Here is a 16,549-nt window from a genome sequence, read left to right as displayed (position 1 = left end):
GTCCAATTTGATTTTCTGAGAGCACTAATACAAAGTCAGCGGATACCGTTTGAGGTCCGACTTTGTACTAGTCAATTTTCTGATAGGATAGAGCAATATCTTTATAGCTGGCCGACTCCATCATTCTATATAATTCATGGAAAGCTGGCGTCAAAAGCGCCGCTTATCTGAACCATATGGAGGGAATTTACAGATGGATAAACAAGGTGTGAAGCCGAACGAGCTCGCGGAAAATAGGCGGCATTCAAGGCCGGAGGCAAGACAGGAGCCAAGCGGCAAACCGTTCAGCCGCCGGGCGCTGATCGCGTCGATCGGCCTGGCGGGCGCGGCTGTCGTCTCGGGCGGCTTGGTTCAGACGCTCCAAGCCTCCGGCAATCCCAACGATCCATTAGGCGATCTCCATGATTTGGAGACGGCCGACAAGTCCAATTTCGTAAGCGCTATCAATGAAAATGTCCGCCGGTTAGCGCAGAAAGTCACGTACGCCGCGAGCATTGCGGAGATGAAAGCTTTGGAGGCGCTGAAGGAAAATGACGTTGTGGTCACGCTCGGCTACTACAATCGCAATGACGGAGGCCAAGGTACTTACGTCATTCGAAACGACAGCAATCTTGTCGATAACGGGGGGCTTTGCCACCAGTTGAACAACGGTTTGAAAGCGGTACTCGTCATTGAGAACGGCCAGGTCAATTTCCGGCAGTTCGGAGCCAAGTCCCTGCAGGACAATCAGAATGTCAAGTACGACAACAAGCCCCACATGATGCGTTTTTTGAACAGCTGGGGTAAGAGCGTCACCAATGATCCGACGATCACGCTCCTGATTCCCCAAGGGATCTGGTGCTTCTCGGATACGCATATTTTCAGAAGAAACGGCATCCACATTACCGGCTACAACGGCTTTGTCGCGACCAAAGCCAACAAGACGGTAATTGCGCCGATGCAGAACAACCAGCAATACGTATGGAAGTTGGGCGGTCTGGCCGATTTTTCGGACCCGTTCGCCCAAGGCGCCGCCGAAAACTCGTACGATAAGTACCATATGACCGATATCGGGCTGGACAATTTGACCTTCACGTCCTTCAACGGCGACATTTCAGACAACGCGCGGAGTTTTAGAGAAATCTACAGCGTGCAGCGGGCCGTCCTTTTCTTGGATTGGGTGGCCTTCGGTGTCTTCAGAAATATCAACTTCCTTTTCATAGACGGAACAGGGCTTGCCTTGAAGAGCTGCTGGGAACTGTATTTCCCGCTGATGAACTTCCGATGGATTCTGGACTACAGCAAACCTTGCCTGCTCTTTGAAGAACATTACAACTACTCGGATAGCAATTTCTCGGCGTTGAGCTTCGGCGAGCTGATGTTTGAAGTTTGCAACGGGGATTATATCGAAAGCAGGAGTTCGCGATTTACGCATACATACTTCGGCAACATTAACGCGGAATGCTCACCGTACAACCTTTTCAAGGATACGGGAACCGTCAGGGCGGCTACATTCGAGGAAGCCGATCAGGATTGGCAGTATCGCTGCATATTCAGGGGCTCCATTACCGATAACGTCGTATTCGATACGATCAATTTACAGCATTTCAATCATCAGCTGCACACTATGGCGAACGGAAGCAAGCATATCGTCGGCATTGTTTTTGCCTCCAACACGATCTTCAAAAATGTCGTCGTGAACAACATCTTGCTCGACGGCACGCCCAAGAAAGACACGGCAATTGTGGAAACCAGCTACAACCAGCGCAACTCGCTCACGATCAATAACATCAGCTGCAAAACGGAAACGCTGCTGATCCGGCCGCTCTTCAAATGGTACGGATCGGACTTGCTGGTGAACAACATCCATTTCGGCAGTCTGCAAAACAAAAGCGTGGCGCATCATAACAGCTACCATACGCTGTTTGCAGCCGATTTAAACTATATTAACGGCCGGCTGCATTACGCCTCCGACAGCCTGTCCAAACAAACCGTCGTGTTGCGGCGCAAAATCGGTAATCACAACGGCAATGCCATAGGCAGAATGCTGAATATGCTGCCCTACCCGCAAACATATTACGCGCGGATCAAAATGGACAACGGAGCCGCATACCGTCTCATCCTGACATTCATACTTAACGGAACGAATCAAAACCGGACGGTAGAAGGTGTCGGCACCGGAACTTGGCAAACCGTATCGGTCACGATTCCCGCTGCCGATGTCGGCACCCTGATCGGCATTCAGGACGAAAGCGTACAAGAAGGACTCCTGTTGGACTGCATCACGGCCGGTCCGGAACTCGCCTGACAACGTGCTAGGAACTGTCCCGTCCATAGCTCGCCTTCCCATTGCTTGTCAAAACGCCGGACCTCCTTTATGCTTATAGTAGATACGGAAATAAAAGGAAATGGTGCTAATCGTTTGCAATGGGAGGGATGAGCTATGCGATCCGGCAATCGGCCCGAATTTGAAGATCAGTTTACCAATAAGCATTTGCACAAACTGCCCTTCTTCATGAGATACCGTCACACCACGACCGAGTTCACGATGGACGCCCATTCTCATCGGGGATACGAACTGTTTTTTCTTCACGAAGGCTCCGGTCATTACATCAACGGCGAGTACGTGCACACCTTCCATGGAAACGATCTGATTTTAATCGATGGACAGCATATGCATAGATCGGTTCCGACACCCGGAAATCGTTTCACGCGCTCATTTATTAACTTTTTGCCTGAATGCCTGACTCCCGAAACGAATAAACAGGTCGTCCAACTGTTCGGAACAAAACATAAGGCCGAGCATGCGCATTTTGTGCTGTGCAAGCAACAGCATGCACGCATCTATGCGCTGCTCGTCCAAATGCGTGTCGAATACGAGTCTCGCCAAACCGGTTTCGTGCAAATGATTTGCATATTGCTGACCCGGCTGCTTGAAGAAATTCATTTTCTCCGCTTCAACCATCTTCATCCTGCCGCCGACCATGTTGGCGAGTACCACCCTGTCGTCCGGCTAATTATCGATTACTTGTCCGTCCATTACGCGGAAACCATTTCGCTTGAGGCGTTGGCCAAACATTTCTATATTTCGCCCTACTATTTATGTCGTTTGTTCAAGAAGACAACCGGCGAAACCGTAACCCGTTTCATCGCACATACCCGTGTATGCGAAGCCAAGCACGATCTTGTGTTTACCGACCTGCCTATCTCCGAAATCTGTTCGCGGATCGGCTTTACGGACAGTTCTTACTTCGGACTCGTGTTCAAGCAGTTCGAGGGCATGTCGCCGAAGGAATACCGCAAAATGCACCGTCAGTCCCCGTATTTAAAAGATGGCGAGTAAAGTAAGCGCTTGCATATGCTTACTGATGAGTCATACTGTGCAGCAATGCCGCTAACTGTCCTCCCAACTGTTCAGCCGCTTCTGGTGTAATCAGCAGCTGTGCAAGGACGGACGGATCATGAATATAACGGATAAAGTCCTGGATGTACGAGACTGCTTGTTCAAAATTCCCCTGCCGGAGCAGCAGCTGGATGATGCTCATCCGGTATTCCAATTGACTGGCGAATTGCGCATGGATGCTGCCTGCCGCTTGCAAGGAACTCACCGTGCTTCCTACATTACTCGCATCATCGATTAAGGATACGACACGATACACGTTAGTTTGCAACGGCTTGAGCGTCACTTGCAGCTCGGTTGTCAGTACGCCGAATTGCGACGGCGTATCGCCATGGAGCAGATCGACGCGGCTTCCCGTCTGGCCTAGCGGAATGCTCGCCTGCTGCTGTTGGGACGATGTATTGATCGCGATTACATACTGCGCGTTTCCTTTCGACCAGACGCCCCATTGAACATCGTTTCCGATCGATTCATTCGTTTTCGTCCCGTCGACGAGCAAGTCGCGCATCAGCCCGATTTCATCCTTGAAGGCGACCATGCCCGGCCACAAAACCGAATCTTTCAAGCGCCATCCCGGATCGGTGATCGCATAGAAGCCGAGTCCTTTTGCACCCGCCAAAAACGATTGGTATCCCATGTTGCGCACTTCGGCAATCGTCGGCAAATAGTTCCACGCTCCCGACTGGAACGTCTGCAGGATGCTCCATACCGGCTTGTCTTCCTTCACCGCTGCAATCGCTTTGCGAACGTCGTCGCCGACAAGGCGAATCGGCAATGTTTCGCTTGGGCGGAACGGGTACTGATCACTGACCAAAATATCCGTGGCTTGCCCGGTCGAAACAAACGCGTCTGCCTGGTTTTCCACCATATAGATCGGATGGTCCGGATCCAGGGCGCGCACAATTTCATAAGCGCCGATCCATTGAACCGGTATGTCGCCCCTTCTTCGACCGGAATAAGCTGGGCAACCCACGGGTTATTATTCGTCGCTGTCTCGACGGACACCCCATTGCTTCCTGTGTGTGCCGATTCCGGCCCCAGCTTAACCGTGGTCCCCCATGCCGCGCTTACTCGCCATGGCAGCGCCTTAATGCCGTCTGTTACATCTTCAAAGCCCGCATTAACGATCATATTCGTTGCTCCTGAGTCTGCATTCGCGCTTGCTTTCGGTGCAAAGCCACCGGCCAATGACAGCAGCATGCACAAGGCAGTCACAATCGTCAACCATTTTTGTCTTACAAATGAGATCATACATGTTTCCTCCTTTACATCGTTGTCGGTTTCTCCCGGCGCTTCTCCCCTATCCGCTACTTCCGCATCGCTTCAATCTCTTTATTGGCCTGTTCTTGCAAATCACGCACATACGTATTTAAATCTTTGCCTCCAATGGCAAACTCCTGCTTCGTCGCTTCCACCAGGGCGCGCAGCTTCGCATCGTATGGCGACACTTCATGCGGGCGAATCGGCTTTGTTTTGAAAATGCCCGCAATGTTTTTCCCTTTGAACTGCTCGATGCCGGACGCATATTGCTTGTGGATCGCGTCATCGACCAGCACGCTGCGGCGTCCGTTTTTGGAGAAGGCGGTCTGAACGTCTTCCGACAGCAGCACCTTCATGACCTCGATCGCTGCATCCGGCTGTTTGCTCAATTTGGACAGCATCATCAGATGCACATCCGCTTCACGCCCTTCGCCGACATGCCCTTTGAAGTTCGGGTTGGCGACCAGATCCCATTTCATCCCGTCGTATTTGTTTTGGCTTGCCGCAACGGCGACGCCGAGCACCCATGTCGATTGCATCGCCATCCGTTTTTCCGTTTGGAATCCGTTCGGGTATTTGAACTCCTTGTTCGGCCCGATAAAGTTTGGCACCTCGTACGCCGTTTTCAAAAACTCGAACACCGTGCGCCAGCCGTCGCTGTCAAACGAAGCTTTGTGCGTCTTCGGATCGGCAAACGGGAGAGAGAGCGACGTCGACACGTTGTTCGGGACGTTGCCGGGATCGTAACCGATATAGTTCGTATCCCCTTCGACACGCGTCAGCTTCCTTGCTTTTTCCACCACCTCCTCAAACGTCATGCCATCCGTCGGATACGGGACACCGAATTTATCGAAAATATCCTGGTTATAGATCAGCACGCCCAGGTTTTGGCGGAATGGCAAGCCGTACAATTCACCCGTCGGGCTGTTCATTTTGATCGCATCGACCAGTGTCTTGTCAATCCGGTTCAAGTCGATGTTATGCGATAGGACGAGACTCGAGATATCCCGTACCAGACCCCTATCTTTAAATATCGGGATATTCGGATTGCTGGTGACGATCAGGTCCGGGAACGTTCCCGTAGCCAACACCTCTTCCACCTGAAATCCTTTGCCGTCGCGAATGACATCCAACGTTACGTGCGGCAGCTTTGCTTTGAGCGGCTCAATGAAATATGTCTTCAAATCCGCGTCATCGACCATGCTGGCATGAATGTACATACTGACGGTTACCGGTTTGTTGTCCTCGACTTTGGTTTGCGGTTCCGTTGGATCCGGGCGGTTGACATTGCTTGTCTCTTCCTTGCCGCAAGCGGTCAAGGCCAAGGAGGCAAGGAGTGCCGAAGCTACAATTGCGCTGGCGCTGCTTTTGCGTGATGTGATCGTCATGGTTTTGAAAATCCCCTTTCATCTGTGTGATTGGCTAGTTCCTTTTTGGAAATCGATTACTGAAAAGTGCATGCCAAATAAGCCCGAATACGTCATGTCCGAACGACTTTCCCCCTCTATGCGATTGTAGTGTTGCCCGCCGGTTTCCCTGTCCGGGCCTCGCCGATGCAGTCCAATCGACATTTGAAAAACCACGTAATATTGCGCTTTTCAGCTTTTCATCCTCATTTGTAAATGATAGGATATGTTTAATATAAACAACTGTTTCACGAATCACAACGATAAGTTTCTGCTGAAAATAATACAAAATTGCTCATGCGGGTGACCGTCTCTCCTGGCATGAACGAGGAGGCTGCTAATGGGAAAGCAATGGTTTCCGCCGCATATCCCGACGGAACAAGAATTATCCTATGCGGATGGTTCCCTGCAATGCTTCAGCTTTCGTTTTGTGCGCAATACGCCCGGAACACTGGTGCAGATGGATTCCGTCGGCATTGATGAGCGGTTTACAACGGAATACCGGCAACATGGACTGACCCGCCGCGGCATGGATGGCCACTTTGTGTTTCAATATACGTTGTCGGGGTTTGGGAGTTGCAGGGTCCGAGACGCCGTGCATGAGCTGCATCCGAACGAGGCGATTTTTGTCAAAATCCCCAGCGATCACGAATATTATTTGCCGGAGCACAGCGAGTCGTGGGCGTTTCTGTTTATCAACCTGTACGGGCCCTATGTGGAGGAATGCTGGCAGCGCATCACGTCCCAGTTCGGACATGTGTTGACGCTGGATATCGACAGCTCGCCGATCCGCACCTTGCTCGAAATTCATCGGCAGGCGAGCCAATTTCAAATTCGGGACGGCTATCGCGCTTCCGAGATGAGCTATCGTTTTCTGATGGAATGCTGCCGGCACTTTTTTACGTTTCGTCCCAATACGGAAGGCTGGCCTCCCGCTATCGTCCATGCTGTCATGTACATGCACGACAACTATGCGCAAGCGGAAGGACTCGAGCAGATCGCGGCCATGTCCGGCATGTCCAAATACCATTTTTTGCGGACGTTCCGCCGGTTTACAGGGCTGACCACCGTGCAGTATTTGACCAAGATCAGGATGGATCAGGCGGTTCGTCTGCTGCGGACGACGCCCTTGTCCGTGGAGAACATTGCGCACCAGATCGGGTACGCCAACAGCAGTTATTTTTGCCAGGTGTTTCGCAGCATCCTGGGCGTCACCCCGCACCAGTTCCGCTCCAATGAAGAGCGGAGCCATGATCATATTACGTTTTAGTCGGTTGCGCCGAAGCGCATAGAACACAAAAAAGGCCCTCTCGACTTCCTATTCGGAAGCGAAAGGGCTAGATTCATTTGAAATATACGCCATCTTCGTCGCTACTTGCGGCGCGAAGAGATTCAGTTGAAGTTGGCCGGCTTCTTCCGATACACTCTGACGTAATCGACGTCCATGCTCTTGCCGTCCAGCGCGTCGGTGATCGGACCCGCTCCATTCAGCAGCGCCGTGGACAGGATCGGATAGACCGGAAGGTTCGCGTTGGCCACCGGCCGCCGGCCGATTTCTTTCCCGTCCAAATAATAGATGAGTTCTTGCTCGTTCCACTCCAGTCCGTACGTATGGAAGTCCGCGCTGAGGTCATCCTCGGATCGATACAGGATTTGATTTTGCTTTCTGACCCCGTCGATATAGGTATGCAAATTCATATTGATGCGATTGGGGTAATGGCCTTCATTGATGTCGATCTCGAACAAGCTGTTCGCGGCTCCGGGGTCTGCGCCGTCGATCATCCACCACGACTGGTTCAATCCGGTAGCGGCCGCGTACCGGTATTTCGCCTCCCAGTACCCGTATGTCTGCTCGAACACCGTGCTCTTTACCCATACGGAAGCGGTGGTCCAATCCGCGCCTCCGCGCTGCTCCTTCTTGGTCACCAGTTTAAGCAGCCCTTCTTCGACTACGGCATTCTCCTTCCACCGGCTGGAGAGAATATGCCCGGGGAAACCGTTTTGCGGCTTCCATACGTTCCAATCCAGATCGGTTCCGTCAAATTCGTCTTGAAAGGAAAGCTCCCAGTTACTGTCCGTTGGCGGGCCGGCCCATTCGATCGTTTGCAAATAATGCTTCGTCATGACCGCCATCTGAGCGCGCGTCACCGTTCCTGCCGGCTGAAAGGCGCCACCCGGTGATCCCATGATGCCTAGACCGACGATGCGCTCCACCGCATTCCTCGCCCAAGGCTGTATGGAGCTTAGATCGGTATACCCGGAGTACGGGTTCTGCCTCGATGCCAGCCAGTCGAGATTTCTTCCCTTGAACGTGACGGCGTGATCCAGCAGCAGAGCCATTTCTTCCCGGGTTATAAAGGAGGCCGGTTGAAGATTGCCATTTGCAAGCGGAAGCTGCTGAAGCAGACCCGCCGCTTGAGCGGCTCCTACTGCTCCTGCAAGTTGGCTGCCGGCAGGAACATCGGGATAGATGTTTCCGGCCGCATTCGCTTCAAGTCCCATCGCCCGAACGAGAACGGTAATCCATTCTCCGCGGCTTATGGTCTTATTCGGCTCGAATTGCGTCTCCGTCGTGCCCTGAACGTAGCCTTTATTCGATAAGTAGACGATATCTTTCCTCGCTGCATGATCGGCAATATCTTCGAACTTGGTGGGAGGATTCGTGATGGCACTGTTCGTTATCGTGTCCGAGTTCACATACAAGGTCTGCAAAACGGGAGGGTTGCCGGTAGCGCCGTTTAAAACCTCGAACCGAACTGCACTAGCTCTCGTACTCCCTGTTCTTGTCAGCTTGGTTAGCTTTACGAACTCTTCTTGCGGATTCCCCGAGAACGGATACGTTCCAAGCTCATACCATCCCGTGTTCCCCGTCGTGAAGTCGACATATACCGTATCGACGACATTGGCGTGGTGAATATCGAATTGCACATTCGGATCATTGTTTTCATTTAGGCGCAGCTTGTAGATGGAAATCCGCACGTTGCCCATCTGATCGATCGGTGGATTATACGTAGCGGTAGCGCCCTGTTCGGTTGTCCAGATCGTCTCTGGCTTTTTTAGAATCGGGCCTTTGACCGTCGAGCTCCAAAACCAATTCCCGCTCACATCGAATTCGGGAACCGTATCGACATCGATCACATCCGGATTCGTTGGCGGATTCGGATCTTCCGGAGCTGGTACATGATAAAGACGAATGTCGTCCAGCGCGACCTGTCTCATGGCCATGAGACGCAAGCGCGGATTGACCGGATTGTTATATACCGGCGCCGTAGTGTCAAACACCCCCGTCTGTTTCACAAGAGCAAGCGCATTGCGGTCCGTCCCCCAATAAATGTTGTTTTTCAGCGTTGCCAAATTGGACTCGATCCTCAAATAGTACCAGGTATCGGGCGACAAGCCGCTGACCAGCTTCAGCCCGGCCGTTGCCAAATCGGCCCCGCCTCCCCAACGAAGCGAATCCGGATACAGCGACAGCCACCACAGCTTCTTGCGCGTTGGCGTTTGCGTATCGTCCAGCACGAACTTGATCGTTTCCGCATTGGCGGCCGTCTGGGCATCCGCCGTCTTCACTCTCGCTTCGAATACGAGCACGCCGTCATTCTGCACGGTCGGCTCCGTAGAAATCACATTTCCTGCCTGTGCGCGCAAATGTGGCGTACTGTTCCCCGTATCCGAGGCGATAATGGCCGTACTGTTCGCTTGGCTCAACTGCCACACCGTCGAACTCCCCCCGTATGCGGTTTCATCGGATACAAACGTTTTTCCAGAAATGGGTCCTACTGCGGCATGATCAAAGGTTTGATCGATGTAGTCTCCATCGGCATAAGCAGGCTGCAGTGGCACAATAGTCAGACTGGCAGCCAGTAGCACAACCGAGCAGACGACTTTCATCCTGCTCGTCCTTGCAGTCTTTGTTTTCATCATAGTCCTCCTTCAGAATGGACTTTTGTCATTCCTTATCGGCGGAAGGCGCGAACATGGCCACAAATCCGTCAGCCGGCCCCATTGTCACCGCGAGCGAACGTTCCACGCTGCCCAATATGCGCTCGATCCGTTCGAAAGCTTTAGGCTCGGGACTGGACAGCAGAACCGCCTCGTACGGTCCCGAACCGAGGAAGCTTAATTCGAGCGAGTCGATTGTCCTCGTTTCCTCGGTACCATTCAGCGCCCCTACAAACCAGCATGCTCCGATACGGCGGGCGAACACGGCTAATTCCGCGATCGCACTGGGAGCGAGCACTACGGTTTCGTCCCATACCGGCGGGATCGCCTTCAGTACGTCAAGCGCCGGAATCACCCGTTCATCCTCCAGCAGGACGGCCGGGTTGTCCGCAATGACTTGCAGCGGGGAGGTGAACACGATCGCCGTAGCGAGCTGATGGGCGAAAGTCGTGGGGCCGGGGTTCGAATACCCGACCGGCGTATAATCGCCGTGTCCGGCAACGAACCGGGTAAATGGCAGCGCCGCGTTGTGAAATGCCGGGATCGGTCCTTCCTTCATCTTGTTCAGCTCGAGCCCGCGAATGCCTTCGCGCGTTATTTCGTTCGGATACGTACGCGATTCGCCCGTAGGCTTCGAGATGCCATGGAAATTGATCATCAGCTTCCGTTCGGCCGCCAGCCGCAGCGCATTCGTTTCAAAATCGATCGCGACTTTCGTTTCGTTGTCGATAAAATCGATTTTGAGGCCGGTCACTCCGGCTTCCCGGACCGCGTCGAAAAAATCGCGCATTTGCTTATAGCCGTCGGCCGGATCGTCGATTTCCTTGGACCGCTTCCAGACGAACACCCCGATATCCCGGGAAGCCGCATAACAAGTCAGCTCCCGCAGCTCGTTCCACGTATCCGGCCACAGCTCCCAGCCTTCGTCGACGGTCGTATATTCGAATCCGAGCCGGACCGCATAATCGACATATTCGCGTTCTTCCGACGGCGTTCCCGTCCCTTGGCTCCACCAACGCCAAACGGAACGGCCCGGCTTGATGTACGAAGGGTCGGCAAACAACCCGGGCAGCGGAGGCGGGTTCAAGTTCTCGATCAAATCGCTGTTCACAAGACCGTTCAAGTCCGAAGCGACCATCGTTACGCGCCATGGCGTAACGATACGTCCCTGTACGCGGAAGCCATCCGCGCCTTCCGTAAAATTCGCCCGCACCGTCCGATTGCCTACGGCTTCAAGCCGCATACCGCTATAATCGTACAAGGCGGCCTCCATGAGTGCCGCATAGCCGTACGGGCCGGGAAACTCCAGCACGAGCGGAGTCCCTTGAACCGGTCCCTGACTCGAAACGATAGAGAGGTGCTCCGGAGACGTATGTATCCATTCGCCCGCATAGCTCTTCAACTTCCAGCCGGAATTCCGTTCGAAAAACCATACTTTGCTATCCGTCGGAATCGTCCAGCTTGATCGTTCCCCTCCCACTGTCCGCGATCCGTCTCCCGGTACGATATACCGGTAAGCGAAGCCGTCATCGTACGCTCTTGCATGCACAACACATCGTTGCTCTGACGACTCGTGCTTGATCTCGACGGTAAGATCGGCGCAGCGGTTGATCGCCATTGCATGACGCCCTCTCGTCCGATACGTTTCGTCGATCGCGACCCTACTGGTCGTTCCGATCCGGACGCCTTCTCCCAAATCCGTCCCGTCTACGATAATGCCCATCTCGGACGGTTCGATCACCTTCCGTCCGGCTCTCTCGACTGCATAGCGAAGCCTGCCCGTCTCATCGACTCCGATGGTTGCCGTCAACCGGCTGCCGGGGCTTTCCAGTTTGACCGTTCCGGTCCATGTCAATGATTCCAACTTCATCCCTTATCTCCCCGCTTCTCTCGCATGAATCAATTCGGGCAACGGCTGCCGTCCGCTTACGCAACGTTCCCGTTTGCAGCCATGCAGCCTTCGCCCGACTGCTGCCGAATGATCCGAACTTACTTGCCCTCTTTCTCCGCAACCTTCTTCGCGATCTTTTCTTCCGTTTCCCGGATGATCGTATTGATGTCCTTCGCATTGCCGTACAACTGCAGAGATCCTGCATTCAGTTCAGCATCTGCAATAGCGTCATACTTTCTGGGGTTGCTATGGTACGGGACGGGACGGCTTTTGAAAATAGACTGCACGTTTTTGCCTTTCAGCACTTCCGATTCTTTGCCGAAGTTGTCCCGCACTTCCTTCTTCAATAACGGGGTTACAATCGTGCCCTTCTTAGAGGCGGAGAGCTGCGCGTCATCTGACAACACGGTGGAAATTACCTGGAAAGCTTCCTTCTGATGCTTGCTCTTCGGTGTGACGAATAAGTAATAAGCGTCTGCTTCGCCGTATATGCCCGGTTTGTCCGGAAATGTCGGATACGTGACTACATCCCAATCCAATCCTCCCTTGACCGCGTCGGCCATCCGATGAAATAAGCCGATATAGGGGTACATGGCAATCGTTTTATCGTACAAGAACGCGTTAAGCTCGTCGCCGTTCTTCTTATCGTTCGCGTTGTTGGGGATCGAAACAATCGATTGAAATACTTGGTACGCCCGCTTCCATTGATCCGTGTTGATGGCGGCCTTGTCCGTAGCCGGATCAAAACGGTTCAAGGAGAGCGGAGAAGCTATTTTGACCAGATGGCTTGCGGCGAGTCCGCGGTACAGCACGCCTCCATCGTTTCTCGACATTCTTTTGCCCAACTCGATGACGGCGTCCCATGTCATGCCGTCCGTCGGGTAGGAGACGGCGAAACGGTCGAAAAGAGACTTATTGTAATACAAGGCGTTATAGTTCATGCCATACGGCAACGCGTAAATCTCACCTTTTTTGCCGAAACCTTTGATCGTTTGCACGATAATCGGATCGAGTCGGTTCATATCGAATCCTTGCAGCCGGATTTGCTCGTTCAAATCAAGCGCTACGCCCAGATCCAACATCTGCTGAAAGCCCTCGGTGCCCGTGAGCAGCATATCGGGAACTTCTCCCGCAGCGATCATCGATGTAATATTAGTCGTGTTGGACGAGGTGATCACATTGAGCTTGATGTGCGGATATTTGGCCGCAAGCGGCTTATAGAAAATTTGATCCAAATCCTCGTCCGTAATTTTCCAGCCTGTCAACATATTAATCGTAACCGGCTCCGGCGGTGCTTCCTGCTTGACTGCTCCATTCTGGGTCTTCGACCCGTCGGCACCCGCGTTGTTCGAGCTTTGATTGCCTTGTCCACACGCTGCCGTCGTTCCGATCATGAGCGCCAGCGCGACAGCCGATAATCCTCTTTTGTAATGCATATCCAGTTCCCCCAAGTTCAGTTTTCTAAAAATGTAAACGCTTTCAATGCGGCATGCAGCGTTCATCCGGAAGAAGCGCTTACCCTAGCCGTCTTTTCCTTCCCGCCCGTTATTCGGGCGAAACGATCCTGCTTGCCCCGATGCTGCTTCTTGTCCCGTATCACCTCCTTCCACTGGTTCATGGCGTCCAACCTGCTTCATTTTTATTCAGTCTATCTGTTCTTTCTGTTGTATACTTATCATAAATGAACGGTTCCTATCTGAACATATACATTATTAGCTCATTATTTATCCAAAATTTCCATACTAGCTCGGAGGCGATTTTATGCAAGGTGCGCTGATATCCAACTTGCAGGTAAGAAGCATCGTCTATTGGGAAAACAAGGACGCTTTTCTCCACTATGAAGATATTTACAAGGTATGGGTTATGTTTATGGTCGAATCGGGCTCTTTTGACTTTGAAATCGGAGAAACGAGAGGCACGGCGACGTTCGGCGATGTGGTCATTTGTCCGCCGGACACTCCTTTTCGCAGGGTGATCGTGACACCGCTCACTTTCTATTATTTCGAACTGTTCTTGGAAGGGACTGACAGGGAGGCGTTTATCCCCTCGGGAAAAGTTAGCATACGCAACACGGCGCGTCTTGCGCAAAACTTCACGGTGATGAAAAAGTGGAAATCTTGGCCAATTCTAGTGAAAGCGCTTAAATACAAACATTATATCCAGGACATATGGCTGATTTATGGCGATGAATGTGGGGAAGGCAGCTTGCCCGGTGAACCGGGAGGCGCTCGGAAGCCCGAACCGCTCATGCATCAAGCGCAGCTCATGATCCAACAGCAGGCGTTCCGCGTGTTCAACTTGAAGGATATCGCCGCTGCGCTCGGCATCAGCCCGGTGCAGCTCACCAAAAAATTTAGCGCCTCCTTCGGCATGAATCCGTTAAGTTATCTCACCTCGCTTCGCCTGGCCAAGGCGAAACAACTGTTAATCGAAACCGATTTGACGATCGAACACATTTCCGAAAATTGCGGCTACCAAAACGGCTTTTATTTGCATCGGATGTTCGTCAAGCACGAGCATACGACACCGTCGCATTACCGGAAAAGCCACCGCATCTGAGGCCAAAAGCCAAGCATGAATCGGCGGCTGCTCCCCCAGCGAAAAACAGGCCCGGAACGGTCGTGCCGTGTCCCGATGCCTGTTTCCGCCGCTTTCGCGACCGTGCTCTTCGCCGCTAGCCGGAGTGGCGCTCCCGCGAAAAAGAGGTTTTAACGGGGAACGCTTCTCCAATCCCCTCCCATTCCGATATACCCATCGACCAACGGCTTGATCTCGGGCGGGCAAAAGTCGATAAACTGCTTCGCCGATTCGGGCAGCGGCCATACCGTTCCGGGCTTGTAGCTTTGTTTGCGGAAGCTCATGCCGCAGCTCAGCCGCGTTTCCGTTCCTCGATGCGGATAGACTCCGTGATACGTCCGTTCCGCAAACACAATCATGTCGCCGGGCTCGGCGACGACCGGCATGGCTCCCGGCACATCGTCCATCCGCACATGAGGCGCCGGTGCGGCGTTCTTTTTGTAAAACGACTTATTCCAGTCCGTAAACGCAAAGCCTTCAGGAGCCTCCCAATCCTCCGTATGGGAGTCCGGGATAATCGCCAATCCTCCCCGCACGTCGTCGATGCCGTTCAAATAAAACCACATGGAGCTGGCGCCCGAATTGTTGAGGACCGCGTTTGTATCATACGGGTGCTCGAGAGGTCCCCAGTCCGTATGCCAAGCCATCGGACCGCAGCCCGCTTGTTTGTAAATGGCGGCGGAACGGTTCAGCGTAATCGGTTCGTCGTCGTTCAGAGCACGGGCGATGCGCATATACGGCTCATACGTCAGCATAGACGCGTAAACGGGAGAAAGCTCGATGAAATGGGTGTGCGTGTGCGTAATAACCCCGGATGCTTGCACAATAGGCTCAAGCACACGGCGCACCTCCGCTTTCAGCATCTCCACCATACCTTCGGGCAGCATCCCTTTTACGACGGCAAAGCCGTGCTGCCGGTTGCACTCCACGATGTTCTGTACTTCGTTCTTATCGAATTCGAAGCGATAAGGCAATGTCGCATGCATAGTCAAGAACAGACCTCCTTTTTTTCAACCGCCGACCGTCTCTTCCCATCGCCGATCTCAACTCCATCTTAGAAACATTTAGGGGCGGCAACAATGGCGGCAGCGTCCCTTTTCCTCCCAAAAACGGCTGCTTCCATCGGGATGGATTGAATAGCGAAAGATTTGGTCCTATACTGGAACGGTGAAGGGGCTAACAACAAGGAGGCTGTGACAAGTGGACATTATTCAGTCCGTCGAGGCGATACGGAACAACCATGCACCGAGCGCGGAGACGGGGATTGCTCTCGTTCCATGGACACTGCCGACCATTCCGGAAATTCCGCATTGGCACGACGCGTTGGAAATTTGCTGCTGCCTTTCCGGCAAAGGAGTGTTTTATTTCAAAAACCGGGAATACGACATCGGTCCGGGCGATCTGGTCATTGTCAACCATATCGAGCGGCATACGTCGAAATCGTACAGAGGGTTCACTTGCTCGAATTTGTTTTTATTTTTCAATGCCTCGACGATCGAGCAGTTGGATTTCCGCTTGCTCCGCCCGTTCCTGTACGACCGCGATCGGTTTGTGCATCGCATCCCGGCGCAGCTCCCCGTCGCTCGCGAAATCGGCCAGCTGATCGCGCGCATGCAGGAGGAGCTTGCAGAGCGCCGTCCTGCTTACGGCACGCTGATCAAGAGCTTGCTGTTCCACATCTGCTCGTTGCTTGCCCGTCATTACGACGCTGAAACGAATGGCGTATGGCAGCCTTTTTATGCCAAATACGCAGCGGTCCGCTTAGGTCTTGCCTATATGCAAACGCATTATCGCGAGAACATACGTCTCGACGACGTCGCCAAAGCCATGTCGCTCAGCCCTTCGCGCGCCCGTCATCTCTTTACGGAAGTCATGGGGGAACGATTCAAAACGTACCTGCTCCATCAGCGCGTGCAGGCTGCCCAGCGAATGCTGGTACAGACGGATTTGACCATCGAAGCCATCTGCGAGCAATGCGGATTCCAGAGCGCCTCCTCCTTCTATCGGGAATTCCGCAGGCTGGTGAACGAGACGCCCTTGTCGTACAAAAAACGGCACAGCCCTCCCTTGCTCACAGCGACGTTTTGAGCAAAG

Annotated in this window: 11 protein-coding genes; 5 read left to right on the top strand and 6 right to left on the bottom strand. The window is 53.1% G+C overall.

Features of this window, described 5'->3' with window-relative positions:
- Nucleotides 1-193: 193 nt before the first annotated feature.
- Entirely contained in the window at nt 194-2,287 is a 2,094-nt protein-coding gene (locus ABD796_RS34385) for a hypothetical protein (RefSeq protein WP_344917092.1), read from the top strand.
- Between the two features lie 135 nt (nt 2,288-2,422).
- Nucleotides 2,423-3,322, top strand: coding sequence for a helix-turn-helix transcriptional regulator (locus ABD796_RS34380; protein ID WP_344917090.1), 900 nt, complete (start codon nt 2,423-2,425; stop codon nt 3,320-3,322).
- A 19-nt stretch (nt 3,323-3,341) separates the two neighbouring features.
- Here ABD796_RS34380 and ABD796_RS34375 read toward each other — a convergent pair whose 3' ends face one another.
- Together ABD796_RS34375 and ABD796_RS34370 are read right to left on the bottom strand one after the other, a co-directional pair.
- Nucleotides 3,342-4,280 carry an FIMAH domain-containing protein gene (locus tag ABD796_RS34375; protein ID WP_344917087.1) on the bottom strand — a complete coding sequence of 313 codons (939 nt, stop codon included), beginning with the start codon at nt 4,278-4,280 and terminating at the stop codon, nt 3,342-3,344.
- Between the two features lie 406 nt (nt 4,281-4,686).
- Nucleotides 4,687-6,027 (bottom strand): ABC transporter substrate-binding protein, encoded by a 1,341-nt coding sequence (locus tag ABD796_RS34370; protein WP_344917084.1) that lies wholly within the window; start codon nt 6,025-6,027, stop codon nt 4,687-4,689.
- Nucleotides 6,028-6,385: 358 nt separating this feature from the next.
- On the opposite strand from ABD796_RS34370, the gene ABD796_RS34365 reads away from it, so the two are divergent.
- Nucleotides 6,386-7,315 carry a helix-turn-helix transcriptional regulator gene (locus tag ABD796_RS34365; protein ID WP_344917082.1) on the top strand — a complete coding sequence of 310 codons (930 nt, stop codon included), beginning with the start codon at nt 6,386-6,388 and terminating at the stop codon, nt 7,313-7,315.
- 122 nt (nt 7,316-7,437) lie between these two features.
- Here the strand turns inward: ABD796_RS34365 and ABD796_RS34360 are convergent, their stop codons facing one another.
- The 3 genes from ABD796_RS34360 to ABD796_RS34350 form a co-directional block, all read right to left on the bottom strand.
- Nucleotides 7,438-9,966 carry an S-layer homology domain-containing protein gene (locus ABD796_RS34360; RefSeq protein ID WP_344917080.1) on the bottom strand — a complete coding sequence of 843 codons (2,529 nt, stop codon included), beginning with the start codon at nt 9,964-9,966 and terminating at the stop codon, nt 7,438-7,440.
- A 28-nt stretch (nt 9,967-9,994) separates the two neighbouring features.
- The gene (locus ABD796_RS34355) at nt 9,995-11,857 is read right to left on the bottom strand and encodes a glycoside hydrolase family 97 protein (RefSeq protein WP_344917078.1); all 1,863 of its coding nucleotides are present in this window, start codon (nt 11,855-11,857) and stop codon (nt 9,995-9,997) included.
- 119 nt (nt 11,858-11,976) lie between these two features.
- Nucleotides 11,977-13,314 (bottom strand): ABC transporter substrate-binding protein, encoded by a 1,338-nt coding sequence (locus tag ABD796_RS34350; RefSeq protein WP_344917075.1) that lies wholly within the window; start codon nt 13,312-13,314, stop codon nt 11,977-11,979.
- 325 nt (nt 13,315-13,639) lie between these two features.
- Between ABD796_RS34350 and ABD796_RS34345 the strand changes: the two genes are divergently transcribed.
- On the top strand, nt 13,640-14,437 hold the full coding sequence (locus ABD796_RS34345) for an AraC family transcriptional regulator (RefSeq protein ID WP_344917073.1): 798 nt from the start codon (nt 13,640-13,642) through the stop codon (nt 14,435-14,437).
- Nucleotides 14,438-14,586: 149 nt separating this feature from the next.
- Here ABD796_RS34345 and ABD796_RS34340 read toward each other — a convergent pair whose 3' ends face one another.
- Nucleotides 14,587-15,441: a phytanoyl-CoA dioxygenase family protein gene (locus ABD796_RS34340; RefSeq protein ID WP_344917551.1), complete on the bottom strand. Its 855-nt coding sequence runs from the start codon at nt 15,439-15,441 to the stop codon at nt 14,587-14,589.
- A 214-nt stretch (nt 15,442-15,655) separates the two neighbouring features.
- Between ABD796_RS34340 and ABD796_RS34335 the strand changes: the two genes are divergently transcribed.
- Nucleotides 15,656-16,543 carry an AraC family transcriptional regulator gene (locus ABD796_RS34335; protein ID WP_344917071.1) on the top strand — a complete coding sequence of 296 codons (888 nt, stop codon included), beginning with the start codon at nt 15,656-15,658 and terminating at the stop codon, nt 16,541-16,543.
- Nucleotides 16,544-16,549 lie beyond the last annotated feature (6 nt).

It is taken from the genome of Paenibacillus hodogayensis (genome assembly GCF_039536325.1).
Lineage (GTDB): Bacteria > Bacillota > Bacilli > Paenibacillales > NBRC-103111 > Paenibacillus_AB > Paenibacillus_AB hodogayensis.
This window is presented reverse-complemented; position numbering and strand designations above follow the sequence as displayed.

Coding starts and splice junctions, on each gene's coding strand:
- ABD796_RS34345 (WP_344917073.1), top strand. CDS start 13,640: ATGCAAGGTGCGCTGATATCCAACTTGCAGGTAAGAAGCATCGTCTAT.
- ABD796_RS34385 (WP_344917092.1), top strand. CDS start 194: ATGGATAAACAAGGTGTGAAGCCGAACGAGCTCGCGGAAAATAGGCGG.
- ABD796_RS34360 (WP_344917080.1), bottom strand. CDS start 9,966: ATGAAAACAAAGACTGCAAGGACGAGCAGGATGAAAGTCGTCTGCTCG.
- ABD796_RS34365 (WP_344917082.1), top strand. CDS start 6,386: ATGGGAAAGCAATGGTTTCCGCCGCATATCCCGACGGAACAAGAATTA.
- ABD796_RS34380 (WP_344917090.1), top strand. CDS start 2,423: ATGCGATCCGGCAATCGGCCCGAATTTGAAGATCAGTTTACCAATAAG.
- ABD796_RS34340 (WP_344917551.1), bottom strand. CDS start 15,441: ATGCATGCGACATTGCCTTATCGCTTCGAATTCGATAAGAACGAAGTA.
- ABD796_RS34370 (WP_344917084.1), bottom strand. CDS start 6,027: ATGACGATCACATCACGCAAAAGCAGCGCCAGCGCAATTGTAGCTTCG.
- ABD796_RS34355 (WP_344917078.1), bottom strand. CDS start 11,857: ATGAAGTTGGAATCATTGACATGGACCGGAACGGTCAAACTGGAAAGC.
- ABD796_RS34350 (WP_344917075.1), bottom strand. CDS start 13,314: ATGCATTACAAAAGAGGATTATCGGCTGTCGCGCTGGCGCTCATGATC.